This window comes from Saccharothrix longispora, assembly GCF_031455225.1.
In the GTDB taxonomy this organism is placed as follows: domain Bacteria; phylum Actinomycetota; class Actinomycetes; order Mycobacteriales; family Pseudonocardiaceae; genus Actinosynnema; species Actinosynnema longispora.
Window position 1 is genome coordinate 7664652 of record NZ_JAVDSG010000001.1, and the last position, 26695, is coordinate 7691346.

Genomic DNA, 26695 nt, shown 5'->3' on the forward strand with positions numbered 1-26695 from the left:
ACGCGGGGTTCACCGTCCTTACCTAGGCTTCAGCCCATGAACCGCCAGCAGGAGTTCGTGCTCCGCACCCTAGAGGAACGCGACATCCGGTTCGTCCGGCTCTGGTTCACCGACGTGCTGGGCTTCCTCAAGTCCGTCGCGATCGCCCCCGCCGAGCTGGAGGGCGCCTTCAGCGAGGGCATCGGCTTCGACGGCTCCGCGATCGAGGGCTTCGCCCGGGTCTACGAGTCCGACATGGTCGCCAAGCCGGACCCGGCGACGTTCCAGGTGCTGCCCTGGCAGACCCCCGAGAAGAACCACTACTCGGCCCGGATGTTCTGCGACATCTCCATGCCGGACGGGTCCCCGTCGTGGGCCGACCCGCGGCACGTGCTGCGGCGCACCCTCGCCAGGGCCAGCGAGGCCGGGTTCACCTGCTACGTGCACCCGGAGATCGAGTTCTTCCTGCTCAAGAGCCTCCCGGACGACGGCCGCGAGCCCGTCCCGGCGGACAACGGCGGCTTCTTCGACCAGACCAGCCACGAGACCGCCACCCACTTCCGCCGCCACGCCATCGAGGCGCTGGAGGCGATGGGCATCTCCGTGGAGTTCAGCCACCACGAGGGCGCGCCCGGCCAGCAGGAGATCGACCTGCGCTACGCCGACGCCCTGACCATGGCCGACAACGTCATGACGTTCCGGTACGTGATCAAGGAGGTCGCGATCACCCAGGGGGTGCGCGCCTCGTTCATGCCGAAGCCGTTCAGCGACCAGCCCGGCAGCGGGATGCACACGCACGTGTCGTTGTTCGAGGGCGACCGCAACGCGTTCTACGACGCCGAGGACCCCTACCAGCTGTCCGACACCGGCAAGATGTTCGTCGCGGGCCTGCTCAAGCACGCCCGCGAGATCTCCGGCGTCACCAACCAGTGGGTCAACTCCTACAAGCGGCTGATCGTGGGCGGCGAGGCGCCGACGGCCGTGTGCTGGGGCCACGCCAACCGGTCCGCGCTGGTCCGCGTGCCCATGTACTCGCCCGGCAAGTCCTCGTCCCGGCGCGTGGAGATCCGCTCGCTCGACTCGGCGTGCAACCCGTACCTGGCGTACGCGGTGATCCTGGCCGCCGGCCTCAAGGGCATCGAGAAGGGCTACGAACTGCCCCCGCCCGCCGAGGACGACGTGTGGTCGCTCACCGACCGCGAGCGCCGCGCCGCCGGGTACGACAACCTGCCGCAGAACCTCGGCGAGGCGCTGACCGAGATGGAGAACTCCGAGCTGCTGCCCGAGGCGCTCGGCGAGCACGTCTACGACTTCTTCCTGCGCAACAAGCGGACCGAGTGGGACGCGTACCGCCGCAGCGTGACGCCCTACGAGCTCCGCACCCTGCTGCCGGTCCTGTGAGGGAGGCACCCGTGCGGGTGGTCCACACCGAGCACTCGGAGAAGCTAGGTTTGCAGACCGTGACCGAGATGCCCGCGCGTCCGGAAGGCCGGCCCACGTTCATCGCGTGCACGGTGGCCACCGCCGCCGAGCTGCCCGCGGTGAAGGTGCTGTCCAGCTCGTTCCTCGCGCACCACCCGCAGGCCCGGTTCCTGGCGCTGGTCGTGGACGCCCTGCCGGAGAACTCCGGACCCGGCCTCGTGACCCCGGCGGACCTGGGCGTGCCGGCGGCGGAGCTGGCCGAGCTGGCCACCGGCTGCACCGCCGCCCAGTTGTGCGGCCTGCTGCGCCCCAAGCTGCTCGAACAGCTCCTCGGGCAGGGCGTGCCGGTGCTGTACCTCGACCCGTGGGTGCACGTGCTGGCGCCGCTGACCGACGTGGTCGACGAGGCCGTCCGCCGCGGTCCGCTCGTGCTGCTGCCCAGGTCGCTGCGGCCCCTGCCGGACGACGGCCTGCGCCCGACGCCCGCCGAACTGCTGGAGAAGGGCGTCTTCGACCCCGGTTTCCTGCTGGTCGCGCCCGGCGCGCAGCCGTTCCTCCAGTCGTTGGGCGAGCAGCTGCGGCGCAACCCCGAGGCGACCAAGGCCGTCCTCGACACCGCGCCCGCCCTGGTCAACCTGCACGTGCTGCGCAACGCCACGGTCGGCCTGTCGGTGTGGAACGCGCCGCAGCGCGACCTGCACCGCAGGCCCGACGGCACCCTCACCACCATCGGCGAGCCGCTGCGCAGCGTGCACTTCGCGGGCTTCGACCCGCAGCGCCCGTGGCTGCTGTCGGCCGAGTTCGCCGACCGGCCCCGCGTGCTGCTGTCGGAACACCCGCAGCTCGCCGAGCTGTGCACCACCTACCGGGCCGAGCTGGTGCGCAAGGGCCACACACCGCAGCGGGTCCGCTACGGCTTCGGCCAGCTCCCGGACGGCACCCTGATCCCGGAGGCCCTCCGCGCCGCCTACCGCGAGGCCGCCCGCGCCCGCGAGGGTTCCGCGTTCAGCCCGACCGGCTGGGTGGCCGCCCCCGCCGACGCGGAGCCGATCACCGGCGACCTGACGTCACCGGTGGTCGCCGAACAGCCCTCGGCCGACGAGACCCCGGCCGACGAGACCCCGACCGAGGAAACCCCCGCGGACGGGACTCCTGCCGAGGAAACCGCCGAGCAGCCCCAGGGCCCCACCGAACCCGCCACTGAGCCCGTCGCCACTGAGCCCGTCGCCGCCGAGTCCGCCGACTCCGAGGTCGTCGTTCCCGAGGTCCGGGCCGAAACCCCCACCGACCCCACCCCCGCGACCGGAGCGCCCACGACCCTGGCACCGGCGGCGGGCGGCTCCACCGAGCGCCGGTCGTCCGGGATCACCCCGCCCCCCGCGTTCGGTGCGGACGGCGGTGCGGCGTTCGTGGCCTGGGCCTCCGAGCCCGAGACCGGCCTCGTCGGCAGCACGCGCTGGGCCGCCGCCCTCTGGCGGTCCGACCCGGCCCTGCGCGCCCAGTTCCCCGACCCGTTCGGCGCGGACGGCGCGGCGTTCCGCGACTGGTGCGCCGGTGTCGGCGTGGAGACCGGCCGGCTTCCGGTGTCCGCCGTACCCCGCGCGCACGCCGAAGCGGCCGTCCTGCACGACCAGCTCGGCGTCACCGTCCTCGGCACCGGCCCGGTCGCCGAACTCGTGCTCGCCGCCGCCCGCGCCTCCGGCCTGCCCACCTCCACCACCGCCGGCTACCCGGTCGTCGTGCGCGTCGGCACCACCCGCGTCGTCCCGGAGAGCAGGTTCGTCGTCGACTACGTCCTCGACGACGACCTGCACGGCGACGTGAACGAGGTGTGGGTCCCCTCCGAAACCACCCGCGCCGCCCTGGAACGCGCCGGCGGCCCGACCGTCCGCGTCCTGCCGCTCCCGGTCCTCGACGCCGACCCGCGCGAACCCGCATCACACGAAGGTGTCGTCTTCGGCGCACTCGCCGACCACTCCGTCGACCGCGCGGGCAACGTGCTCGGCGCCGTGTCGGCCTTCCTGACCGCCTTCCCCGACCGCGCGGACGTCGTGCTGCGCATCGAGGTCAGCCACGCCAAGAAGCACCCGGAGGCCGACGAGCGCCTGCGCCTCGCCACCGCCGCCGACCCGCGCATCCGGCTGGTCGACGACCTCGGCGACGTCGACTGCCTCGTGCTCCTGCACCGCGGCGGCGCGGACGACCGCATCGCCGGCACCCTGGCCCGGCACGCCGTCCGCGGCACGCCCGTCCTCACCTCCCGGCACGGTGCGGTCGCCGAGCTGTTCGACAAGAACGCCGCGATCTTCGTGCCGTGCCGCCAGGGCGTCGAACCCGACGTCCAGGCCGCTGCGAAGCTCATGCGCGCCCTCGCCGAGGACCTCGGCACCGCCATCGCCATCGGGGCCACGGGCCGGGAGCACGTCCTCGCCACCCGCGGCACCGCGCAGGTCGGGGAACTCCTGCGCGAACGCGTCGAGCATGCCTACCGGGGCTGGCGCGCTCGCCGCGCCAAGCCGGTACCGCCCGCCGACCCGCTCAAGGCGCTGCACTCCGCGAAGCACGCCCTGCTGCGCCAGCCGGACGTCGGTACCGCCAGCCGCACCCCCATGGCGCCGCAGCTGCGCAAGATGGTGCTGCGCGTGCTCGACCACTACGACAACCACATGCGCGACGTGCTCAACACCCTGGTCGACGGGGTGGAGCGCTCGGTGGCCGAGGTGGTCCGCCGGCAGGACGACATCACCGGCGGCGTCGGCCTGGGCGAGCTGGAGGTGCTGCGCGCCGAGATCGAGCAGCACGCCGAGAACCAGGGCCACCTCGCCGACCAGCTCCTCGGCGTGGACGACGGCGTGGTCCGGGTCCGCGCGGACATGGCCGGTCAAGGCCGCAGGCTGCGCGAGATCGAGGACGCCGTCGTCGCCGAGGCCGCCAAGCGCGCCAAGCAGGGCGACGCGCTCGCCCAGCGCATCGACAAGCTCGCCGTCGCGCTCGAACGCACCCTCGACCGGATCGACTCGCTGGAGTCGAAGGTCGTCGACGTGCTGCGGTCGCGCGACAACAAGCTGGAGCACGGGCTGCGCACCGCCAACCAGGCCCAGCAGACGGCGGACGCCCTGCGCCGCGTCGTCGTGCGCGAGCACGAGCGGCACAGCGACGCCGTGCCGCGCAGCTCGCTCGTCCTCACCGACGTGGGCCTGCTGCGCCTGCCGTCGGACGACGCGCTCATGCTGCCGATGCTGTCGAGCAACGGGGTGTGGGAGACCGAGCTGTCGGAGCTGATCGACTCCGTCGTCGAACCGGACGGCATCTTCGTCGACATCGGCGCCTACATCGGGTACCAGACCGTGCGCATGCTCAGCCGGTTCGGCTCGGGCGGAGCGGTCGTCGCGGTCGAGCCGTGCCCGTCCGCGCGGGCCCTGCTCCAGCACAACGTGACCGTCAACCTGCCCGAGCGCGTCGCGCAGCAGCTCGTCCTGGTCGACGCCGCCGCGTGGGAGAGCAGCGGCGAACTGGCGACCCAACCCGCGCTCACCGGAGGGGTGTCGGTGGCCCCCGTGCCGGACGACGCCCCCGAGGACCTCGCCAAGGTCCGCGCCACCCGGCTCGACAAGGAGCTGGAAGCCGTGCCGCTGCTCCAGGGCCGCAAACTCTCAGTCGTTCGTGTGGACGCGCCCGGCCGTGGTCACCGTGCGCTGGCCGGACTGGTGCGCCTGCTGCGCAGGGATCGCCCGCACGTGTTCCTCGACTTCTCGGCCACCGCGACGGAGGGCTTCGGCGACGATCCGGTCACGGTGCTCAAGGAGTTCCGCACCTGGGGCTACGACCTGGTGCCCGTGGCGACCCGCGAGCCGGCGTCGCCGGAGCAGATCGTGGCCGCGATGGAGGGCCTGCGGAGCATCCCGCTGTGGCTGCGACCGCGCCCCGTGCAGGCCAAGGCGCCCGGCCCGCAGGTGTCCGTCCCCCTCCGGCACCCCGCTGACCAGGCGATTTGACTTCCACCGAGGTCATGAGTAACTTTTACCGAGTCGCCAGCAAGACCCCCGGAACGAGCGGTTGACACCGCGAATCGGGCCGGGTAGAGTTCTGCGGCGTCGAGCTCCCAGAAGCGAATAAGCAGCGCAGAGCGCTGCCTCGGGTCTGGAAGTTAAGAACAAATTGAATGCGAAGCGGGATTCAACGCGGAGCGAGGAAGCCGGAACCGGCCGATTTGACACCGCGAAAACGAACCAGCTAAGCTTCAAACACAAGCGAAACACCGGAAACACAAAGCCCCGGAATGAACCGCGGTAAGACGCGGGACAAGATGGTGAGCGCGTGTTCTTTGAGAACTCAACAGCGTGCCGAATAGCCAGTAAATTTATGATCCTCGTCAAGAGGATTCCTTTGAGATTGTTACTGGACAACTGACATTACTTGTCAGTGTTGTTCGGAGCGATCGAACTCATTCCTTATTGGAGAGTTTGATCCTGGCTCAGGACGAACGCTGGCGGCGTGCTTAACACATGCAAGTCGAGCGGTAAGGCCCTTCGGGGTACACGAGCGGCGAACGGGTGAGTAACACGTGGGTAACCTGCCCTGTACTCTGGGATAAGCCTGGGAAACTAGGTCTAATACCGGATACGACCTGTCACCGCATGGTGGTGGGTGGAAAGTTCCGGCGGTATGGGATGGACCCGCGGCCTATCAGCTTGTTGGTGGGGTAATGGCCTACCAAGGCGACGACGGGTAGCCGGCCTGAGAGGGTGACCGGCCACACTGGGACTGAGACACGGCCCAGACTCCTACGGGAGGCAGCAGTGGGGAATATTGCACAATGGGCGAAAGCCTGATGCAGCGACGCCGCGTGAGGGATGACGGCCTTCGGGTTGTAAACCTCTTTCAGCAGGGACGAAGCGCAAGTGACGGTACCTGCAGAAGAAGCACCGGCTAACTACGTGCCAGCAGCCGCGGTAATACGTAGGGTGCGAGCGTTGTCCGGAATTATTGGGCGTAAAGAGCTCGTAGGCGGTTTGTTGCGTCGGCTGTGAAAACTTCACGCTTAACGTGGAGCCTGCAGTCGATACGGGCAGACTTGAGTTCGGCAGGGGAGACTGGAATTCCTGGTGTAGCGGTGAAATGCGCAGATATCAGGAGGAACACCGGTGGCGAAGGCGGGTCTCTGGGCCGATACTGACGCTGAGGAGCGAAAGCGTGGGGAGCGAACAGGATTAGATACCCTGGTAGTCCACGCCGTAAACGGTGGGTGCTAGGTGTGGGGGACTTCCACGTCCTCCGTGCCGCAGCTAACGCATTAAGCACCCCGCCTGGGGAGTACGGCCGCAAGGCTAAAACTCAAAGGAATTGACGGGGGCCCGCACAAGCGGCGGAGCATGTGGATTAATTCGATGCAACGCGAAGAACCTTACCTGGGCTTGACATGCACTGGAAACCAGTAGAGATATTGGCCCCCTTGTGGCCGGTGTACAGGTGGTGCATGGCTGTCGTCAGCTCGTGTCGTGAGATGTTGGGTTAAGTCCCGCAACGAGCGCAACCCTCGTTCCATGTTGCCAGCGCGTTATGGCGGGGACTCATGGGAGACTGCCGGGGTCAACTCGGAGGAAGGTGGGGATGACGTCAAGTCATCATGCCCCTTATGTCCAGGGCTTCACACATGCTACAATGGCCGGTACAGAGGGCTGCGAAGCCGTGAGGTGGAGCGAATCCCACAAAGCCGGTCTCAGTTCGGATCGGGGTCTGCAACTCGACCCCGTGAAGTCGGAGTCGCTAGTAATCGCAGATCAGCAACGCTGCGGTGAATACGTTCCCGGGCCTTGTACACACCGCCCGTCACGTCACGAAAGTCGGTAACACCCGAAGCCCGTGGCCCAACCCGTAAGGGGGGGAGCGGTCGAAGGTGGGACTGGCGATTGGGACGAAGTCGTAACAAGGTAGCCGTACCGGAAGGTGCGGCTGGATCACCTCCTTTCTAAGGAGCATCTGCGGGTTGCACTTGTGCAGCTCGGAGGCCACGCCGGCGGCGAGTGATCGTCGGGTGGAGCTCATATATGTGGATGCTGGCTAATGCAGTGCCTGGGTTGTCGACGGAGTTAGTACTGTCCGTGAGGGCGTGGAAGGGTCCGTCGAGGGTTCAAGGTTTCTGTTCGGTACGCTGTTGGGTCCTGAGAGAACACGTGAGTGTTTTCCTCAGCGAGAAACGACAGGGTTCTGCCCGTCTTCGAACCGCCGGGGTTGCCTGGCAGGCGTGGACAGTGTGGTGGGGCGTCTGGTTGTTCTTTGAGAACTGCACAGTGGATGCGAGCATCTTTGTGGCAAGTTATTAAGGGCATACGGTGGATGCCTTGGCACCAGGAGCCGATGAAGGACGTAGGAGACTGCGAAAAGCCTTGGGGAGCTGTCAACCGAGCTGAGATCCAAGGGTGTCCGAATGGGGAAACCCGGCCCCAGTCATGTGGGGTCACCCATACCTGAACACATAGGGTATGTGGAGGGAACGCGGGGAAGTGAAACATCTCAGTACCCGCAGGAAGAGAAAACAACCGTGATTCCGTGAGTAGTGGCGAGCGAAAGCGGATTAGGCTAAACCGTACTCGTGTGATACCCGGCAGGGGTTGCGTGTGCGGGGTCGTGGGACCTGTTGGTCGATTCTGCCGGATCGACGGAGAGTCATAAAATACCGTGGTTAGCGGAACGTGTCTGGAAAGCGCGGCCGTAGAGGGTGAGAGTCCCGTACGCGAAAACCCGGTATCTCTCTTGACGGTGTTCCCAAGTAGCAGCGTACTCGTGAAATTCGCTGTGAATCTGGCGGGACCACCCGCTAAGCCTGAATACTACCTGGTGACCGATAGCGGACTAGTACCGTGAGGGAAAGGTGAAAAGTACCCCGGGAGGGGAGTGAAATAGTACCTGAAACCGTGTGCCTACAATCCGTCGGAGCCTTTAGGGGTGACGGCGTGCCTTTTGAAGAATGAGCCTGCGAGTTAGTGCTGCGTGGCGAGGTTAACCCGTGTGGGGTAGCCGTAGCGAAAGCGAGTCCGAATAGGGCGCCCATAGTCGCGTGGTCTAGACCCGAAGCGGAGTGATCTAGCCATGGCCAGGGTGAAGCGTGGGTAAGACCGCGTGGAGGCCCGAACCCACCAGGGTTGAAAACCTGGGGGATGAGCTGTGGTTAGGGGTGAAAGGCCAATCAAACTCCGTGATAGCTGGTTCTCCCCGAAATGCATTTAGGTGCAGCGTCGTGTGTTTCGTGCCGGAGGTAGAGCACTGGATGGTCTAGGGGGCCCACAAGCTTACCGAAATCAACCAAACTCCGAATGCCGGTACGTGAGAGCGCGGCAGTGAGACTGCGGGGGATAAGCTTCGTAGTCGAGAGGGAAACAGCCCAGAACGCCGGCTAAGGCCCCTAAGTGTGTGCTAAGTGGGAAAGGATGTGGGGTCGCCCAGACAACCAGGAGGTTGGCTTAGAAGCAGCCACCCTTTAAAGAGTGCGTAATAGCTCACTGGTCAAGTGGTCCTGCGCCGACAATGTAGCGGGGCTCAAGCACACCGCCGAAGCCGTGTCATTCCGGTTATGCCGGGATGGGTAGGGGAGCGTCGTTCAGCCATTGAAGCGCCGGAGTGATCCAGGTGTGGAGGCTGGACGAGTGAGAATGCAGGCATGAGTAGCGAAAGCAGAGTGAGAAACTCTGCCGCCGGATGACCAAGGGTTCCTGGGCCAGGCTAATCCGCCCAGGGTAAGTCGGGACCTAAGGCGAGGCCGACAGGCGTAGTCGATGGACAACGGGTTGATATTCCCGTACCCGTGTGAACGCGCCCATGGCGAGGCTTGTGATACTAACCGCCCGAAGCCCGGGTCTGATTCTTCGGATGAGGACCCGACGTGGAGCGCGGGACCTGAACTTGTAGTAGTCAAGCGATGGGGTGACGCAGGAGGGTAGCTCCGCCAGTGAGTGGTAGTACTGGTGTAAGCGTGTAGGCCGTCTGGTAGGCAAATCCGCCAGGCACATAGGCTGAGACGTGATGCATAGCCGATTGAGGCGAAGTAGAGTGATCCCATGCTGCCGAGAAAAGCCTCTAGTGAGTGTTCATGCGGCCCGTACCCCAAACCGACACAGGTGGTCAGGTAGAGAATACCGAGGCGATCGGGCGAACTGTGGTTAAGGAACTCGGCAAAATGCCCCCGTAACTTCGGGAGAAGGGGGGCCGAGGGATTTGAAGCCCCTTGCGGGCTAGGATTTTTCGGCCGCAGAGACCAGCGAGAAGCGACTGTTTACTAAAAACACAGGTCCGTGCGAAGTCGCAAGACGATGTATACGGACTGACGCCTGCCCGGTGCTGGAACGTTAAGGGGACCGGTTAGTCTTTCGGGGCGAAGCTGAGAACTTAAGCGCCAGTAAACGGCGGTGGTAACTATAACCATCCTAAGGTAGCGAAATTCCTTGTCGGGTAAGTTCCGACCTGCACGAATGGCGTAACGACTTCTCGACTGTCTCAACCACAGGCCCGGCGAAATTGCACTACGAGTAAAGATGCTCGTTACGCGCGGCAGGACGGAAAGACCCCGGGACCTTTACTATAGCTTGGTATTGGTGTTCGGTTCGGCTTGTGTAGGATAGGTGGGAGACTGTGAAGCGGCCACGCCAGTGGTTGTGGAGTCGTCGTTGAAATACCACTCTGGTCGTACTGGATGTCTAACCTCGGTCCGTGATCCGGATCAGGGACAGTGCCTGGTGGGTAGTTTAACTGGGGCGGTTGCCTCCCAAAGAGTAACGGAGGCGCTCAAAGGTTCCCTCAGCCTGGTTGGCAATCAGGTGTCGAGTGCAAGTGCACAAGGGGGCTTGACTGTAAGACCGACAGGTCGAGCAGGGACGAAAGTCGGAACTAGTGATCCGGCCATGGCTTGTGGAAGCGTGGTCGCTCAACGGATAAAAGGTACCCCGGGGATAACAGGCTGATCTTGCCCAAGAGTCCATATCGACGGCATGGTTTGGCACCTCGATGTCGGCTCGTCGCATCCTGGGGCTGGAGTAGGTCCCAAGGGTTGGGCTGTTCGCCCATTAAAGCGGTACGCGAGCTGGGTTTAGAACGTCGTGAGACAGTTCGGTCCCTATCCGCCGCGCGCGTAGGATACTTGCGGAAGGCTGTCCCTAGTACGAGAGGACCGGGACGGACGGACCTCTGGTGTGCCAGTTGTCCTGCCAAGGGCATTGCTGGTTGGCTACGTTCGGAAGGGATAACCGCTGAAAGCATCTAAGCGGGAAGCTCGTTCCTAGATGAGGTATCCCACCCTTCGTGGGTTAAGGCCCCCAAGAGACCATTGGGTTGATAGGCCGGAGATGGAAGGCCGGTAACGGCTGGAGTTGACCGGTACTAATAGGCCGAGGACTTGCTCACAAACATGCTACGCATCCACTGTGCGGTTCTGAAAGAACCGAACCGGACCATCATGCCCTGTTGTGGGGTGTGGTGCCTACGGGTTGGTAATTTCATAGTGTTTCGGTGGTCATTGCGGTTGGGGAACACCCGGTCCCATTCCGAACCCGGTAGTTAAGCCTTCCAGCGCCGATGGTACTGCACTCGTGAGGGTGTGGGAGAGTAGGACGCCGCCGAACATTCTTTCCCTCAGGGGCACTCGGATATCCGAGTGCCCCTGAGGGCTTTTTGCGTTACCGTCGCGCCCGTGGCCGAGGTGACGAAGCACGACGATCTGGCGGAGTTCTGGGGACTCACCGGCGAGTTCTTCAACACGGACCCGGTGTTGCACACCGTTCCGATCGCCGCCGTGGCGCGCAGGTTGGACCACCCCGACCCGGACGACGACCCGCCGCTGCTGATGACGGTCCACGACGACGGTGTGCTGGTGGCCGCGGCCCTGCGCACACCGCCGTGGCCGTTGACGTTGAGCGGTGTGCCGGCCCGGTGGGCGGAGACGGTGGCGGACGCGTTGGCCGGCGACGTGGAGCTGCCGGGCGTGAACGGCCCGAGGGACGCGGTGGAGGCGTTCGTCGTGGCCTGGTCGGCGCGCACGGGCCAGGGCGCGCAGGAGCACATGGCCCAGCGGCTGTACCAGCTGGGCGACCTGGTGGTCCCGGAGGTGCCGGGACAGGCGCGGTTGGCGTCGGAGGACGACGTCGAGCTGTTGACGCGGTGGCGCACGGACTTCGCGGTCGAGGCCATGGGGGTGGTGCGCGGAGCGGAGGCCCAGGAGGAGTCGGCGCGCATCCTGCGGGCGAGCCTGGCGGCCGGCGCCGGGTACCTGGTCTGGTTCCACGACGACGCGCCGGTGTCGTGGGCGGGGGCGAACGCGCCGGCGTCGGGCATGTCCCGCATCGGCCCGGTCTACACGCCGCCGGAGCACCGCGGGCACGGCTACGGCGCGGCGGTCACGGCGGCCTGCGCGGCGTGGGCGCGGGAACGCGGCGCGCAGCACGTCGTGCTGTTCACGGATTTGGCGAACCCGACGTCGAACTCGATCTACCAGCGCATCGGGTTCCGCCCGGTCGTCGACGCGGCCGAGTTCGTGTTCACCCCGACCCCTTCCTGACGGGACGGCCCCCGGCGCGCCCCGCGCTCGACGGCGGCGAGCACCCGTTCCCCGGTGGTCGGGTCGTCGATGCAGATCCTCAGCGATTGCGCACCCAGGTGCGCCCGGCCCCGTTCGACGGAGGTCAGCACGTGGGTGCCGAGGTCCGAGGTGAAGCACACGCTCGCGGTGGATGCCGCCGAGATGGCGGAGATCACGGCGAGACCGGCGCAGACGACGGCGGCCGCCCACGTGAACCGGACCACGCCGATCAGCACTCCCAGAGGGCGGCGTCGGCCCTCCGGCCCTCGTCGCCGGCTAACAGGTCGTCCTGCGGGTTCTCCTCCACGGCGCGTCCCCCGTGTCGCCCGTCGACGTCATCGGGACACGATGCCATCGAGGACGTCGCGGGTCACGGGTCGGTTCCGGGCGTGCGAGGAGAACACCAGGGACGTGGTGGTGTCGCCGTAGCGCTGCGCCACTTCGACGAACTCCTCCAGCTCCACCATCGACCGGCAGAGCACGCGCAGCAGCCAGCAGTCGTCGCCGGTCACGTGGTCGGCGTCGCGCACCTGCGGCGCGGTCACCACGCGCTCGCGGAAGCGGGGGGTGTCGAGGCTGCGGACCCGCACCCGCACGATGGCCTCGATCGGCAGGCCGAGGCGCTGCGGGTCGACCACGGCCACGTACCCGGTGACGACGCCGGCCTGCTCCAGTCGCCGCACGCGCTCGGTCGTCGCGGGTGCGGACAGGGAGACCCGCTTGGCGAGCTCGGTGAACGTCATCCGACCGTCCCGCTGGAGCAGCTCCAACAACTTCCAGTCCAGGTCGTCCAGTTCCACCGTGGAATCGTAGGCGGGAAGGCGTGAACGCCTGGACTTCCGCCTGGGTCGGCGGGCTCGGCGGAGCGACGATTTCCCCATGACGAACACGCTCCGCTTCCCCGCCGCCGACCCGGCCGCGGCCGCCGCCTTCTTCGCCGCCCAGCTGGCCTTCGAGGCCGACCCGGACGACGTCGTCCGGGACCTGGAAGCGGGTGCGACCGCCGGGTTCCGGCTCGTGGAGACCCGCGGCCGCGCGGCGTTCGAGCGGGCGCGCATCCCCGGCGCGCTCAACCTGCCGCACTGGGAGGTCGACGGGGCCACCACCGCCGGCTGGGACCGTGGCCTGGTCTACGTCTGCTACTGCGAGAGCTCGATGTGCAACGCCGCCACCAAGGGCGCGTTGCGGCTCAGCGAACTGGGATTCCGGGTGAAGCGGCTCTCCGGTGGCATCGCGGCCTGGCAGGCGGCCGGGTACCCGGTGGAGGGCGACTCGGTGGAGGGCGACTCGGTGGAGGGCACGGGCCCGCCCGGGGTCGCCTGCGCCTGCTGACCCGTCCGCGCCCTGATCTACCCTCGGCGGCGTGACGCGACTGCTCGTGCTGCAACCCGACCGCGACGACCCGCCGGCCCGCCTCGGCGAGTGGCTGACCGCCGCCGGGGCGGTGCTGGACGTGCTGGACCCGGCCGAGCGGCCGGTGCCCGACACCCTGGACGGCTACCGGGGCCTGGTGTGCCTGGGCGGCGCGATGGGCGCCCTGGACGACGCCGAGCACCCGTGGCTGGCCGACGTGCGGCGGCTGCTGTCGCACGCGGTGTCGAAGCGGGTGCCGGTGCTGGCGATCTGCCTGGGCGCGCAGCTGCTGGCCGTGGCGACCGGCGGGCAGGTGCGGCGCGCGGAGCGGCCCGAGATCGGGGTGCGGCTGGTGGCGAAGCGGGACGTCGCGGGGCAGGACCCGCTGTTCGCGGACCTGCCGTGGACGCCGGACGTGCTCCAGTTCCACCTCGACGAGGTGTCGTCCCTGCCGCCGACGGCGACGCTGCTGGCGTCCTCGCCGGTGTGCGTGAACCAGGCGTTCCGGGTGGGGGACAACGCCTATGGCGTCCAGTTCCATATCGAGACGGCACCGAAGGACGTCTTGAAATGGGCGGAAGGGCACCCAGGTGGTCTCGCCGCGCTGCCGCAGTTGGCGGATCGGGAACGGCTCACTGCCGCGCACGAGGACATCCGTGAGGTGTGGCAGCCCTTCGCCGAACGATTCGTGCGTTTGGCGGGCGGAGAGCTGACGATCCAACGGAACCTCCCGCTGGTGTGACGAACCTCCGATGATGTGAGAGTTCACCCGTACGACAGGTAGCGTTCATCCACGACTGTGTCGGTTCAGCCGGAGGAATCAGCGTGGATGCCTCGCTCCTCGTCATCATCGTGGTCATCACGGCATTGGCCTTCGACTTCACCAACGGCTTCCACGACACCGCGAACGCGATGGCGACCTCCATCGCCACCGGGGCGCTGCGGCCGCGCACGGCCGTCGCGTTCTCCGCGGTGCTGAACCTGGTGGGGGCGTTGCTGTCGGTCGAGGTCGCCAAGACCATCTCCGGGGGGATCGTCGACGACGCGAGGATCACGCCCGCGATCGTGTTCGGCGGACTCGTCGGCGCGATCGTCTGGAACCTCGTGACCTGGTACGTCGGGTTGCCGTCCAGTTCGTCGCACGCCCTGTTCGGCGGGCTCATCGGCGCCACCTGGATCGCGTCCGGCGCGGACGCCGTGCACTTCGCGAAGGTCGTGGACAAGGTGATCGCCCCGGCGATCGCCGCGCCGCTGGTCGCGGGGATCGTGGCGCTGCTGGCGACCTACCTGACCTACCGGCTCAGCCGGGGCACGCGGCGCGCGGTGGGCGAGAAGGGCTTCAAGGCGGGGCAGATCGCCTCGGCCGCGCTGATGTCCCTCGCGCACGGCACGAACGACGCGCAGAAGACCATGGGCATCATCACGCTCACCCTGATCACCGCGGGCACCCTCGCACCCGGCGCGGAACCTCCCATGTGGGTGATCCTGAGCGCGGCCATCGCGATCGCGCTGGGCACCTACCTGGGCGGGTGGCGCATCACGCACACCCTGGGCAAGGGGCTGACCACGATCGAGGCGCCGCAGGGCTTCGCGGCGCAGACCAGCGCGGCGACCGTGATCATGGCGTCGTCGCACCTGGGCTTCGCGCTGTCCACCACGCACGTCGCGTCGGGCGGCATCATGGGCTCCGGTCTGGGGCGGCAGCGCGACGGCGTGCGGTGGAACGTGGCCGGGCGGATGGCGGCGGCGTGGGTGCTGACGCTGCCCGCCGCGGGCATCGTGGGCGCGGTGGCGGGCAAGGTCGCCTCGACGGGCACGGTGGGCGTGGTGGTGGTCGCGGTGGTGGGCGTGGCGGTGGCACTGGGCATCTGGCTGATGTCGCGGCGGGAGCCGGTGCGGCCGGAGCACGTCGTGGACGAGATCGCGGCGCAGGCCGAGACGCGCGAGGTGGCGGTGTGAAGATCGACTGGGCGGCGCTCGGCGCCGTGTTCGGCGTGAGCCTGGTGACGGTGCTGGGGCTGGTCGTGCTGTTCTCGCTGGGGCTCCGGGCCTGGTCGGCGCGGGAGACGGCGCGGGAGGGCGGCGGGTCCGCGGCGCTGCCCACGGCCGGCGCGGCGGCCTGCCTGCTGGCGTGCGTGACCGTGGTGTTGTTCGGGATCTACTTGATCGTGGCCGGCTGAGGGCTTCGCGGGGGCACTCGGCGGACTACGGTGTTCGTCGATGACCGATCCTGCCCGCACCCCCACGTCCCCCGCGCGGTTCGGCCTGACCGGGACGCGCAGCGCCGAGGAACTGCGCGCCGCCGGCTGGTGGGAGGACCGCCGGCCCACCGACGGCGCCGAGGCGATCCTGTTCGCCCTGTCCCGCAGCCCCGACCCGGACCTGGCGCTGCGCGGGGTGGACCGGTTGCGGGTGGCGCTGGGCGACGGGTGGCCGGAGCTCGACGGCGCGCTGCGGGACGGCGCCGTGCTGCGCGCCCGGCTGCTGGCGGTGCTGGGCACGTCCACGGCGCTGGCCGACTTCCTGGTCGCCAACCCGGACCGGTGGCACGGCCTGGCGGACCCCGAGCCGGTGGACGCCGGGGTGTTCGCCCCCGTCCTGGTCGCCGCGGTCGACGGGCTGACCGGGGCGGACGCGGTGCGGGCGCTGCGGCTGGAGTACCGGGCGCTGCTGTGCCGGATCGCCTCGGAGGACCTGGCGCACGTCGTGGAGCCGGACGAGCGCTACGTCGCCTACGACGAGGTGGCGGGGCTGCTGTCGGACCTGGCGGTGGCCGCGCTGCGGGCCGCGCTGGACGTGGCGGACCGGCAGGTGCCGCGTTCGTCGGACTGCGCGCTGGCCGTGATCGCGATGGGCAAGTGCGGCGCGCGGGAGTTGAACTACGTCAGCGACGTGGACGTGGTGTTCGTCGGCGAGGGCGACCTCGGCGTGGCGACCCGGCTGGCCGGCACGATGATGCAGGTCGCGGGGCAGGCGTGCTTCGAGGTGGACGCGGCGCTGCGGCCCGAGGGCAAGGCCGGTGCGCTCGTGCGCACGCTCGACGGGCACGCCTCGTACTACCGGCGGTGGGCGCGGACGTGGGAGTTCCAGGCGCTGCTCAAGGCCCGGCCGGTCGCCGGTGACGACGAGCTGGGGAGCCGGTACCTGGAGGTCGTTCGCCCGTTGGTGTGGAACGCGGCCGAGCGCGAGGACTTCGTGCCCGACGTGCAGGCGATGCGCCGCCGCGTCGAGGAGCACGTGCCGGTGGGGCTGGCCGACCGGGAGCTGAAGCTGGGCCGGGGCGGGCTGCGGGACGTCGAGTTCGCCGTGCAGCTGCTCCAGCTGGTGCACGGCCGCGCCGACGAGGAGCTGCGCATCCCGTCGACCACGGCGGCGCTGGAGCTGCTGGGGCGCGGCGGGTACGTGGGGCGCGCGGACGCGGCGGACTTCGGCCGCGCCTACCGGTTCCTGCGCACCCTGGAGCACCGGTTGCAGCTGCAGAAGATGCTGCGCACCCACCTGTTCCCGGCCGACGACGACACCGCGGCGCTGCGCCGGCTGGCGCGTGCCGCCGGGCTGCACGCCGAGGGCGGCACGTCGGCGGACCAGGTGCTGCTGACCGAGTTCCGCAAGCGCGCCAACCAGGTGCGCAGGCTGCACGAGAAGCTGTTCTACCGGCCGTTGTTGCAGGCCGTGGCGAACGTGCCGACGGAGGCGCTGCGGCTGACCACCGCGCAGGCCGCCGCCCGGTTGGCGGCCCTCGGCTACGCCGCGCCGGACGGCGCGCTCAAGCACATCGAGGCGTTGACCAGGGGCGTGTCGCGGCGGGCGCGCATCCAGGGCGCGCTGCTGCCCGTGCTGCTGGACCTGCTGGCCACCACGCCCGACCCGGACGGCGGGCTGCTGGCGTACCGCAGGGTGTCCGAGGCGCTCGCCGAAACCCCCTGGTACCTGCGGCTGCTGCGCGACGAGGGCACCGTGGTCGACCGGCTCGCCGCGCTGCTGGGCACGTCGAAGTTCGTGCCCGACCTGCTCGTGCGGGCGCCCGAGGTGCTGCGGCTGCTGGCCGACACCGACGCGCTCGTCGGCCGCGACCCGATGACCATCGGCAACCCGCTGCGCAGCACCGTGTCCCGGTACAGCGACCTGGAGCGGGCGGTGACCGCGGCCCGGTCGCTGCGCCGCCAGGAGCTGCTGCGGGTGGCGTCGGCGGACCTGCTGGGCCTCGTGCCGCTGCGCACGGTGTGCGTGTCGCTGTCCGAGGTGTGGGTGGCGGTGCTCCAGGCCGCGCTGGACGCGGTGGTGCGGTCGTCCGGTGAGCGGGTCGCGTCCATCGCCGTCATCGGCATGGGGCGCCTGGGCGGGCGCGAGCTGGGCTACTCGTCGGACGCGGACGTGCTGTTCGTGTGCGAGCCGGCGCCCGGCGTGGCCGACTCGGCGGCGGCGAAGTACGCGTCGACGGTGGTGGAGCAGGTGCGGCGGCTGCTGGCCGCGCCCAGCCAGGACCCGGCGTTGCAGGTGGACGCCGACCTGCGGCCCGAGGGCAGGCAGGGGCCGCTGGTGCGCACGCTCGACTCCTACCGGGCCTACTACGCGCAGTGGTCGGAGCTGTGGGAGGCGCAGGCGCTGCTGCGGGCCCGGTTCATCGCGGGCGACGCGGAGCTGGGCGAGCGGTTCATCGACCTGGTGAACCCGGTGCGGTACCCGGCGGGAGGGCTGGACGCGGCGGCCGTGCGGGAGATCCGGCGCATCAAGGCCCGCGTGGAGGCGGAGCGGCTGCCGCGCGGCGCCGACCCGTCCACGCACACCAAGCTCGGCCGCGGTGGTCTGGCGGACGTGGAGTGGACCGTGCAGCTGCTCCAGCTCCAGCACGCCCACGAGGTGCCCGCGCTGCGCACGCCCTCGACCGTGCGCGGTGTGAAGGCGGCCACCGAGGCGGGGTTGATCCAGGCCGACGACGCCTCGGCGCTGATGGAGTCGTGGACGACCGCCACCAGGGCGCGCAACGCGGTCGTGCTGGTCCGCGGCAAGCCCGGCGACCAGCTGCCCACCGCCGGGCGCGACCTGGCCGCCGTGGCGTGCGCCATGGGGCACCCGGACGACCCGGGCGAGTTCCTCGACTCGTACCGGCGCACGACGCGGCGGGCGCGGGCCGTGATCGAGCGCGTCTTCTACGGCTCCTGAGCGCTCCCGCGGCTCCCGAGTGGTGCGCTTCCCCGGAGGTCTGAACACTGGGGTGCGTGAAGGCGATCGCGCAGAACGAGTTCGGAGACGCCGACGTGCTGGTCCTCCAGGACCTGCCCGACCCGGCCATCGCCCTGGACCAGGTGCTGGTCGAGGTGCGCGCGGCGGGGGTGAACCCGGTGGACCTGCTGGTGCGGGCCGGGTACGTGGCGGCGTCGGTGCCCCACTACTTCCCGCTGGTGCCGGGCTGGGACGTGGCCGGCGTGGTGCGCGCCGTCGGGCCCGCCGTCGACGGGTTCGCCGTCGGTGACGAGGTGTTCGGCTACCAGCGCAAGGACCACGTGCAGCACGGCACGTACGCGGAGCTGGTCGCGGCCACCGAGCGGGGGTTGGCGCACAAGCCGCCGTCGCTGTCGTGGGAGCAGGCGGGCGGCCTCGCGCTGACCGGCCTGACCGCGCTCCAGTCGTTGCGCAAGGTCGGTGTCGGCGAGGGCGACGCGGTGCTCGTGCACGCCGCGGCAGGCGGGGTCGGGCACCTGGCGGTGCAGGTGGCGCGGCTGCTGGGCGCGTCGCGGGTGATCGGCACGGCGTCGCCGCGCAACCACGACTTCCTGCGATCGCTCGGCGCGGAGCCGGTGGCGTACGGGGACGCGCTGGTGGACAACGTGGCGGAGTTGGTCGGCGGGGACGGCCTGGTCGACGTGGCGTTCGACTGCGTCGGCGGCACGGCGCTGCACGATTCGACCGCGTTGGTGCGGGACAACTCCCGGATCGTGTCGATCGTCGACACGAACGTGTTGCAGCTGGGCGGGCGGTACGCCTACGCCAAGCCCGTGCGGGCGGATCTGGAGTGGCTGGCCGCCCGTGCCGGGGCGGGTGAGCTGGAGGTGTCGGTGCAGCAGGTGTTCCCGCTGGACCGGGCCGCCGACGCGCACCGGCTGCTGGAGGGCAGGCACGTGCGGGGCAAGGTCGTGCTGGTGGTGTGAGGGAAGGGCCCCTCGGGTGAGGGGCCCTCCGGTCAGTCGATCAGTCCTCGTCCCCGGTCGGGATCGAGGTGAGCAGCTCCACCACCCACTCCTCGGCGAGCGAGTCGGCGTCGTCCTCGTCCTGGACGAGCCGGTTGGACACCTTGATGCCCAGGCCGAGCACGTCGGCGGCGGCGATCGCCTCGATGGCCTCGGAGGCGGAGTCGAAGATGTTGGTGGAGAGCACCTGCGCGGTGGTTGCGACGTCATCAGACACGGCGCGACCCTAACCGCCCGGGTCGGGCGCGGCACGGTGGCCCCGCGGTGGACGGCGTGTCCCCCCGGCGTGGACGGCGTGTCGTCGGCGCGCTACCGACCGTCGATCAGGGGCCGCTCACCATTGACTATTCGTGTTCCGCATGTCAACACTGACGTCGTTTTACGGGGGAGATTCATGTTTCGCACGCGTGCGCCCGGACGAAGGACGTCATGGTCGACGGAAGCCACCACCGCAGGAAGAACAACACCGCCCTGAAGGTCGGCACGGTCGTGCTCGGCGTGCTGGTGCTGCTGGGCGCGGTCCAGGCGGTCACCGCCGGCACCATCGGCGTGGGCGCGCTGAGCGTGACGCTGCGCCAGACCACCTCCGCCGCGGCGCCGTCCACCACCCGCCCCGCCACGACCGACGACACGGCGGGCCTGGACGGCGCGGTGGGCGCCGCCGAGTCCTCCCCGTCGCCGGAGGCCCCCGCCGCCGGCGTGGAGGACAGGACCGCCGAGGGCTCCTGGCAGCAGGCGCGCGGCCTGCTCACCGTGGAGGTCACCAAGGTGGAGAACCGGGGCGGTGCGCTCCGGGTGTTCGTGACGGCCGTGAACGCCAGCACCGCGAAGATGGACCTGCCGGTGGCCTCCGTCGCGGTGGTCGACGACACCGGGCGCGACTACGGAGCGTCCCTGTCGACCAGCAAGTGGCCGGGGACGGTGGCGAAGAACAGCAGCGTCAACGGGTACCTGGACCTGGACCGGAAGGTGCCGGGTGCGGCGGGCGCGTTCTCGCTGACCTTCGCGGGCATCGTCGGTCAACTCGCCCCGACCGGCGGCTCCGTGACCGTGCCGGGCATCCCCGTCCCCCGGTGAGTGTCGCCCGGCCCGGGGGCGGACGTGTCGGTGACCCGGACTACGTAGGCCGGCGCCATCGCTTCGCGCACCTCGTCCAGCACCATCCGACGGACGGCAGCCGCTTCGTCCGCCGGGTAGCCGCGGGTGGTGAGCGGGACGCGGCGGTGGCCAGGGCCACGACACCGCGTTCCGCGTTCTCGTAGTGGACGCCGGTCAGGTGCTCGCCCCGGACCAGGGTGCCGGTCGGACAAGGCCGAAGGCCGGGTGACTGCAGCAGTCACCCGGCCTTCGGCTTGTGGAGGCTCTGGCCACCTCTCCGGCCCAGGCGGTCCGGAGACGGCCTGGGTGGGGCTTCAACCGGTGGAACGGCCGGTCGGAGCCCCGCGTCGATCACACGTCGTAGTACAGGGCGAACTCGTACGGGTTCGGGCGCAGGCGCAGGGGGTTGATCTCCTCCTCGCGCTTGAACGTGATCCAGGTGTCGATCACGTCCGGCGTGAAGACGCCGCCCTCCAGCAGGAAGTCGTGGTCCGCTTCGAGGCTGTCCAGGACCGCGTCGAGGGACGCCGGGACCTGCTTGACGTCGCGGGCCTCCTCGGGCGGCAGCTCGTAGAGGTCCTTGTCGATCGGGGCCGGCGGCTCCATCTTGTTCTTCACGCCGTCGAGGCCCGCCATGACCATGGCCGAGAAGGCCAGGTACGGGTTGCCCGACGAGTCGGGGCAGCGGAACTCGATGCGCTTGGCCTTCGGGTTGTTGCCGGTGATCGGGATGCGCACGCACGCCGAGCGGTTGCGCTGGCTGTAGACCAGGCTGACCGGGGCCTCGTAGCCGGGCACCAGGCGGTGGTACGAGTTCACCGTCGGGTTGGTGAAGGCCAGCAGCGACGGGGCGTGGTGCAGGATGCCGCCGATGTAGTGGCGCGCCGTGTCGGACAGGCCCGCGTAGCCGGACTCGTCGTGGAACAGCGGCTGGCCGTCCTTCCACAGCGACTGGTGGGTGTGCATGCCCGAGCCGTTGTCGCCGAACAGCGGCTTCGGCATGAACGTGACGGTCCTGCCGGCCTGCCACGCGGTGTTCTTGATGATGTACTTGAACAGCATCAGGTCGTCCGCGGCGTGCAGCAGCGTGTTGAACCTGTAGTTGATCTCGGCCTGGCCGCCGGTGCCCACCTCGTGGTGCGCGCGCTCGACGGTGAAGCCCTGGGCCTCCATGTTGAGGACCATCTTGTCGCGCAGGTCGGCGTAGTGGTCGGTCGGCGTGACCGGGAAGTAGCCGCCCTTGTACTTGACCTTGTAGCCGCGGTTGCCGCCCTCTTCCTCGCGGCCGGTGTTCCAGGCGCCGGAGATCGCGTCGATCTCGTGGAAGGAGGCGTTCGCGGTGGTGTCGAAGCGGATCGAGTCGAAGATGTAGAACTCGGCCTCGGCGCCGAAGTACGCGGTGTCCGCGATGCCCGACTCGGTGATGTACTGCTCGGCCTTGCGCGCGATGTTGCGCGGGTCGCGGCTGTACGCCTCACGGGTGAACGGGTCGTGCACGAAGAAGTTGACGATCAGCGTCTTCTCGATCCGGAACGGGTCGAGGCGCGCCGTGTACAGGTCCGGCAGCAGCAGCATGTCCGACTCGTGGATCGACTGGAAGCCGCGCACCGACGAGCCGTCGAACGCCAGGCCCTCGGCGATCGCGTCGGCGTCGAACGCCGAGGCCGGGAGCGTGAAGTGCTGCATCACGCCGGGCAGGTCGCTGAACCGGACGTCGACGAACTTCACGCCCTCGTCGGAGATGTACTTCAGGACCTCGTCGGGATTCTTGAACACCCTCGTCGACTCCTCTGCTGCGGTGGGGGCGTGGTTCTGCGCCGCTGCGTGCCGCGGCCGTGCCATCGTGGCGAAACTAAGACCGCGGTGTTGCCCGGCAGTCACCCTGGTGTTTCGCCAGTGTTAACGGGCGGCCCGGGCGGGGCAACCCGACCGTCGGTCCTCACCGGCTGAGCACGGGCTTACTCTGGTGGGGTGAGCAGGTGGACCGGTTCGTGGCTGTCAGGACCCCGCGCGGCGCTGGAGCCGGGCGCCGACTCCGGTGACGGCACCGGCCAGCGGTGGAAGGGCGAACGCCTCGGCCTGCCGCAGTCGGGACCGGGGTCGGTCGCCTCCACCGGACGACGCGCCTTCGCCATCCTGCTGGACTTCGTGCTGTCCGGGGGCGTGGCGGCGGTGTTCACCCAGCCCGAGCTGCCCAAGAACTGGAGCCTGCTGGCCTGGTTCACCATCACCATCGTCGCGGTCGGGTTCTTCGGCTTCACCCCCGGTCACGCGCTGTTCGGCCTCCGCGTCGCCCGCCTGGACGGCGCCGGGGTCGTGGGCCTGCCCCGCGCGGCGCTGCGGACGCTGCTCATCTTCCCGATCATCCCGGCCGTCGTGTGGGACGCGGACGGCAGGTGCCTGCACGACAAGGCCGCGGGCACGGTCGTCGTCCGCGTCCGCTAGCCACCGGAACGCCCGGCGCCGGCCACCGGATACCTCGGACCCGAACCGCGCCAGGCCCGGAAACACTTCAGGCCCGGTCGACGGACCGGGCCTGAAGTGCGTGAACGTGGTTCCGCGCGGGTCAGCGGCGGCGCATGGCGCGCTGCACGTTGCGCATCTTGGCGCCCTGCGGCAGCGGGCCCTTGGGCAGCGCGGCGCTCCGGCTGGCCAGCGCGGCCAGGCGGTTCTCGATCGTGTCGACCTGGGCGGTCGAGATGTTGCGCGGGAGCTTCATCAGGTGGCCCTGAAGCTTGCGCAGCGAGACCTGGCCCTCCTCCGAGCCGACGACGAGGTCGTAGATGGGGGTGTCGCCGACGACCCGCGCCACCCTCTTCTTCTCCTGCGCGAGCAGGCCCTTGACCCGGTGGGGGGCGCCCTCGGCGACCAGGATCACACCCGGCCGGCCCAGCACCCGGTGCACCATGTCGCCGCTGGTCGTGCCCGCCACGGCCTGGGTGACCCGCCACTTGCCGCGCAGGTTGTCCAGCGCCCACGCCGCCGCGCCCGGCTGGCCGTCGGCCTTCGCGTACACGTTGCGCTGCACCCGGCGGCCGAACACGATCACCGCCAGCAGCGCGCCCACCGCGATGCCCATGGGCAGCAGCACCCACTGCATGTCCCAGACGAGGCCGATCAGGAATGCCGCCGCCGTCGCGCCCAGCAGGCACAACAGCATCAGCGGCACGAGCGCCTTGTCCTCGCGGCGCTGCATCTTGAACGCCTCGAAGATCTGGCCGCGCCGCTGCTTCGAGGCCGCGCGTCGCGCCTTCGCCGCTTCCTTGGAGGCCGCCTTGGCGGCGGCCTTGTCCTGCTTACCAGCCATACCCACCAGGATACGGCGCGGCGCGTCGCCCCATGACGGGAGTACGCGCTGTGCTCTGCGAGGATGCACCGCATGGACCGGCTGCTGGAGGGACTGGACCCGGAACAGCGCGCCGCCGTGGAAGCCCCGCGCGGCCCGGTCTGCGTCCTCGCGGGCGCGGGCACCGGCAAGACCCGCACGATCACCCACCGCATCGCCCACCTGGTCCAACGGGGGCACGTCGCCGCGGGTCAGGTCCTCGCCGTCACGTTCACCGCGCGTGCCGCGGGCGAGATGCGGACCCGGCTGCGGGCGCTGGGCGTGCACGGCGCGCAGGCCCGCACGTTCCACGCGGCGTCGCTGCGCCAGCTCCGCTACTTCTGGCCCCGGGTCGTCGGCGGCGAGCAGTGGCAGCTCGTCGACCGCAACAAGCTGCGCCTGATCGCCCAGGCCGCCAACCGCGCCGGCGTGTCCACCGAGTCCGATTCGCTGCGCGACCTCGCCGGCGAGGTCGAGTGGGCCAAGGCGTCGCTCATTGCGCCCGAGGACTACCCGGCCGCCGCCGCCCGCACCAGCCGCGACACCCCGGTGGCCGCCGAGCTGGTCGTGCAGGTCTACCGCACCTACGAGCAGCTCAAGAACCAGGCGCAGCTGCTCGACTTCGACGACCTGCTGCTGCACACCGCCGCCGCGCTGGAGGAGCACGGCGAGGTCGCCGAGGAGTTCCGCGACCGCTACCGGTGCTTCGTGGTCGACGAGTACCAGGACGTGACGCCGCTCCAGCAGCGCGTGCTCGACGCGTGGCTCGGTCAGCGCGACGACCTGACCGTGGTCGGCGACGCCAACCAGACCATCTACTCCTTCGCCGGCGCCTCGCCCGCGCCGCTGCTGAACTTCCCGCGCCGCTTCCCCCACGCGGCCGTCGTCCGGCTCGAACGCGACTACCGGTCCACGCCGCAGGTCGTGGCGCTGGCCAACCAGGTCATCAGCTCGGCGCGCGGACGTCCCGCCGGCTCGCGGCTGAAGCTGATCGGGCAGCGCCCGGACGGGCCGCGGCCGTCGTTCACCGAGTTCGACGACGAGACGCTGGAGGCCGCCGCCGTCGCCCGGCGGACCAAGGAGCTGCTCGACGACGGCGTGCCGGCCAGCGAGATCGCCGTCCTCTACCGGGTGAACGCCCAGTCGGAGGTCTTCGAGCAGGCGCTGGCCGAGGTCGGCGTGCCCTACCAGGTGCGCGGCGGCGAGCGGTTCTTCCAGCGCGCCGAGGTGCGGCAGGCGGTGATCGCCCTGCGCCAGGCCGCGGGGCACGAACCGTCCGGCGAACTGCCCAAGGTCGTGCGCGAGGTGCTGGCCGGCATCGGCCTGACCGACGACCCGCCCGCCGGCGGTTCGGCCCGGGAGAAGTGGGAGTCGCTGCTGGCGCTCGTCGAGCTGGCCGAGGAGCTGGCGGGTTCGGTCGAGGGAGCCGACCTGCCGAAGTTCGTCGCCGAGCTGGAGATGCGCGCCGAGGCCCAGCACCCGCCGACCGTGGAGGGCGTGACGCTCGCGTCGCTGCACGCGGCGAAGGGCCTGGAGTGGGACGCCGTGTTCCTCGTCGGCCTCGTCGAGGGCACCGTCCCCATCCAGCACGCCGACGGCGACGAGGCCGCGATCGAGGAGGAGCGCCGGCTGCTCTACGTGGGCGTCACGCGCGCCCGCGAGCACCTGTGGCTGTCGTGGGCGCTGGCGCGCGCGGGCGGCGGGCGCCGCTACCGCCGGCGCAGCCGCTTCCTCTACGGCCTCATCCCCGACGACCACCCCGCTTCGCGTGTCGCGGGGGCCGCCCAGCGCGCCCCGTTCCAGCGCGAACCGCTCCAGCGCAAGCCCAAGCCCCAGTGCCGGGTCTGCGGCTCGGCACTGGTGGACGCGCGGTCGGTCAAGCTGAGCCGGTGCACCTCGTGCCCCTCGGACGTGGACGAGGAGCTGTTGACGCGCCTGCGCGCGTGGCGCGCGGACCGGGCGCGCGAGCTGAAGGTGCCCGCGTACGTCGTGTTCACCGACGCGACCCTGGTGGCCATCGCGGAGCAGCGCCCCGAGGACGTCGCCGGCCTGGTCGCCATCACCGGCATCGGCGCCTCCAAGCTCGACCGCTACGGCGACGACGTCCTGACCCTGGTCCGCGGCAGCAACCACTGACCCCGGGCCACCGACCCCGCGCCACCGACCCGCGCGGTGGCCCGCGTCGGCCGTTAATCCGGTGGCGCGCCCGTGACCGGGGTCGCTATAAAGCTCCCGCGGCCCTGCCGCGCGGTGTCCCCGGACCCGCGCGCGGGCGCTGTGCCGGCGTGCCGCCGACTGCCTCGCAGGTGGGGTCGACCGGGTGCCGACGGGGGTTGTCGAGGTTGCCCGCCGGCGGGCGGCCCGGTCCTCGACTTGATCGAGCACCGGCCGTCTGTACAGGGCAAACACGGAAACTTCACACGATCGACAGGTATTTGGAAAAACCGGTTGCACCCGCCGTGCGCGGGGTCATAACCTGCTGAGGCCGGGCGCGAAGCGCCCGCTGGGGAATCAAAGAGCTGCACCCGACACGAGAACGCCCTAGGAGGTGACCGGTTGTGAACACTCTCGAGTGCTTCGAGGAGCCCGGTTACCTGATGACCGGGGCTCTCTTGGTGTCCGGCACGGCTCACGTCGCGGGGGAGAGGTCTGCCCGCGATCGCCACACCCACACGTGGGGTGCGCGAGTTCAGCTGGTTCAGGTCCCGGCGCCGTACGCCCCGACCGTTGTCCCGACTCAGATCGTTGCGCCGTCCGCGCAAGGGC

At 69.7% G+C, this 26695-nt stretch carries 17 protein-coding genes and 3 rRNA genes; 15 read left to right on the forward strand and 5 right to left on the reverse strand.

What is annotated here, in order from left to right; all coding sequences use genetic code 11:
• The first annotated feature begins 36 nt into the window (after positions 1-36).
• The 6 genes from glnA (J2S66_RS33545) to J2S66_RS33570 all read left to right on the forward strand — a co-directional run bounded on the left by glnA (J2S66_RS33545) (position 37) and on the right by J2S66_RS33570 (position 11944).
• Positions 37-1380, forward strand: coding sequence for a type I glutamate--ammonia ligase (gene glnA / locus J2S66_RS33545; protein WP_306750925.1), 1344 nt, complete (start codon positions 37-39; stop codon positions 1378-1380).
• 11 nt (positions 1381-1391) lie between these two features.
• Complete coding sequence (locus J2S66_RS33550) at positions 1392-5396, forward strand: FkbM family methyltransferase (protein WP_310312750.1); 4005 nt, start codon at positions 1392-1394, stop codon at positions 5394-5396.
• A 456-nt stretch (positions 5397-5852) separates the two neighbouring features.
• Positions 5853-7369 (forward strand): 16S ribosomal RNA (locus J2S66_RS33555).
• Positions 7370-7710: 341 nt separating this feature from the next.
• Positions 7711-10794: ribosomal RNA gene (locus J2S66_RS33560) — 23S ribosomal RNA — on the forward strand.
• A gap of 101 nt (positions 10795-10895) precedes the next feature.
• Positions 10896-11012, forward strand: a 5S ribosomal RNA gene (gene rrf, locus J2S66_RS33565).
• The 16S, 23S and 5S rRNA genes sit together here, the layout of an rRNA operon.
• Before the next feature lie 68 nt (positions 11013-11080).
• Positions 11081-11944 carry a GNAT family N-acetyltransferase gene (locus J2S66_RS33570; RefSeq protein WP_310312753.1) on the forward strand — a complete coding sequence of 288 codons (864 nt, stop codon included), beginning with the start codon at positions 11081-11083 and terminating at the stop codon, positions 11942-11944.
• Here J2S66_RS33570 and J2S66_RS33575 read toward each other — a convergent pair.
• Positions 11875-12201 carry a hypothetical protein gene (locus J2S66_RS33575; protein WP_310312755.1) on the reverse strand — a complete coding sequence of 109 codons (327 nt, stop codon included), beginning with the start codon at positions 12199-12201 and terminating at the stop codon, positions 11875-11877. The two genes, J2S66_RS33570 and J2S66_RS33575, sit on opposite strands and share 70 nt — an antisense overlap.
• Positions 12202-12300: 99 nt before the next feature.
• Positions 12301-12765, reverse strand: a complete 465-nt coding sequence (locus J2S66_RS33580) for an Lrp/AsnC family transcriptional regulator (RefSeq protein WP_310312758.1) — start codon at positions 12763-12765, stop codon at positions 12301-12303.
• Between the two features lie 79 nt (positions 12766-12844).
• Between J2S66_RS33580 and J2S66_RS33585 the strand changes: the two genes are divergently transcribed.
• The 6 genes from J2S66_RS33585 (at position 12845) to J2S66_RS33610 (ending at position 19467) form a co-directional block, all read left to right on the forward strand.
• Complete coding sequence (locus tag J2S66_RS33585; RefSeq protein WP_310312761.1) at positions 12845-13297, forward strand: rhodanese-like domain-containing protein; 453 nt, start codon at positions 12845-12847, stop codon at positions 13295-13297.
• Positions 13298-13328: 31 nt separating this feature from the next.
• Positions 13329-14060 carry a type 1 glutamine amidotransferase gene (locus J2S66_RS33590; RefSeq protein ID WP_310312764.1) on the forward strand — a complete coding sequence of 244 codons (732 nt, stop codon included), beginning with the start codon at positions 13329-13331 and terminating at the stop codon, positions 14058-14060.
• An 83-nt stretch (positions 14061-14143) separates the two neighbouring features.
• The gene (locus J2S66_RS33595; protein ID WP_310312766.1) at positions 14144-15277 is read left to right on the forward strand and encodes an inorganic phosphate transporter; all 1134 of its coding nucleotides are present in this window, start codon (positions 14144-14146) and stop codon (positions 15275-15277) included.
• Positions 15274-15498 carry a hypothetical protein gene (locus tag J2S66_RS33600; RefSeq protein ID WP_310312768.1) on the forward strand — a complete coding sequence of 75 codons (225 nt, stop codon included), beginning with the start codon at positions 15274-15276 and terminating at the stop codon, positions 15496-15498. The genes J2S66_RS33595 and J2S66_RS33600 overlap by 4 nt, the downstream gene beginning before the upstream one ends.
• Before the next feature lie 40 nt (positions 15499-15538).
• Complete coding sequence (locus J2S66_RS33605; protein ID WP_310312771.1) at positions 15539-18481, forward strand: bifunctional [glutamine synthetase] adenylyltransferase/[glutamine synthetase]-adenylyl-L-tyrosine phosphorylase; 2943 nt, start codon at positions 15539-15541, stop codon at positions 18479-18481.
• Positions 18482-18537: 56 nt separating this feature from the next.
• The gene (locus J2S66_RS33610; RefSeq protein ID WP_310312774.1) at positions 18538-19467 is read left to right on the forward strand and encodes an NADP-dependent oxidoreductase; all 930 of its coding nucleotides are present in this window, start codon (positions 18538-18540) and stop codon (positions 19465-19467) included.
• Between the two features lie 40 nt (positions 19468-19507).
• On the opposite strand, the gene J2S66_RS33615 is transcribed toward J2S66_RS33610, so the two are convergent.
• On the reverse strand, positions 19508-19723 hold the full coding sequence (locus J2S66_RS33615; protein WP_310312777.1) for a hypothetical protein: 216 nt from the start codon (positions 19721-19723) through the stop codon (positions 19508-19510).
• 212 nt (positions 19724-19935) lie between these two features.
• On the opposite strand from J2S66_RS33615, the gene J2S66_RS33620 reads away from it, so the two are divergent.
• On the forward strand, positions 19936-20583 hold the full coding sequence (locus tag J2S66_RS33620) for a hypothetical protein (protein WP_310312780.1): 648 nt from the start codon (positions 19936-19938) through the stop codon (positions 20581-20583).
• Between the two features lie 372 nt (positions 20584-20955).
• On the opposite strand, the gene glnA (J2S66_RS33625) is transcribed toward J2S66_RS33620, so the two are convergent.
• Positions 20956-22380, reverse strand: coding sequence for a type I glutamate--ammonia ligase (glnA, locus tag J2S66_RS33625; protein WP_310312782.1), 1425 nt, complete (start codon positions 22378-22380; stop codon positions 20956-20958).
• Between the two features lie 195 nt (positions 22381-22575).
• Between glnA (J2S66_RS33625) and J2S66_RS33630 the strand changes: the two genes are divergently transcribed.
• Entirely contained in the window at positions 22576-23049 is a 474-nt protein-coding gene (locus J2S66_RS33630) for an RDD family protein (protein ID WP_310312784.1), read from the forward strand.
• Positions 23050-23170: 121 nt separating this feature from the next.
• On the opposite strand, the gene J2S66_RS33635 is transcribed toward J2S66_RS33630, so the two are convergent.
• Positions 23171-23911, reverse strand: coding sequence for a DUF4191 domain-containing protein (locus J2S66_RS33635; protein WP_306748718.1), 741 nt, complete (start codon positions 23909-23911; stop codon positions 23171-23173).
• Between the two features lie 63 nt (positions 23912-23974).
• Here J2S66_RS33635 and J2S66_RS33640 point away from each other — a divergent pair, with 63 nt between their 5' ends.
• Complete coding sequence (locus J2S66_RS33640; protein ID WP_374726165.1) at positions 23975-26065, forward strand: ATP-dependent DNA helicase UvrD2; 2091 nt, start codon at positions 23975-23977, stop codon at positions 26063-26065.
• Positions 26066-26695 lie beyond the last annotated feature (630 nt).

Bases quoted from the DNA above. Each gene is read 5' to 3' on its own strand.
- J2S66_RS33640 (WP_374726165.1), top strand. From the start codon at position 23,975: ATGCACCGCATGGACCGGCTGCTGGAGGGACTGGACCCGGAACAGCGC.
- glnA (WP_306750925.1), top strand. From the start codon at position 37: ATGAACCGCCAGCAGGAGTTCGTGCTCCGCACCCTAGAGGAACGCGAC.
- J2S66_RS33585 (WP_310312761.1), top strand. From the start codon at position 12,845: ATGACGAACACGCTCCGCTTCCCCGCCGCCGACCCGGCCGCGGCCGCC.
- J2S66_RS33605 (WP_310312771.1), top strand. From the start codon at position 15,539: ATGACCGATCCTGCCCGCACCCCCACGTCCCCCGCGCGGTTCGGCCTG.
- J2S66_RS33620 (WP_310312780.1), top strand. From the start codon at position 19,936: ATGGTCGACGGAAGCCACCACCGCAGGAAGAACAACACCGCCCTGAAG.
- J2S66_RS33635 (WP_306748718.1), bottom strand. From the start codon at position 23,911: ATGGCTGGTAAGCAGGACAAGGCCGCCGCCAAGGCGGCCTCCAAGGAA.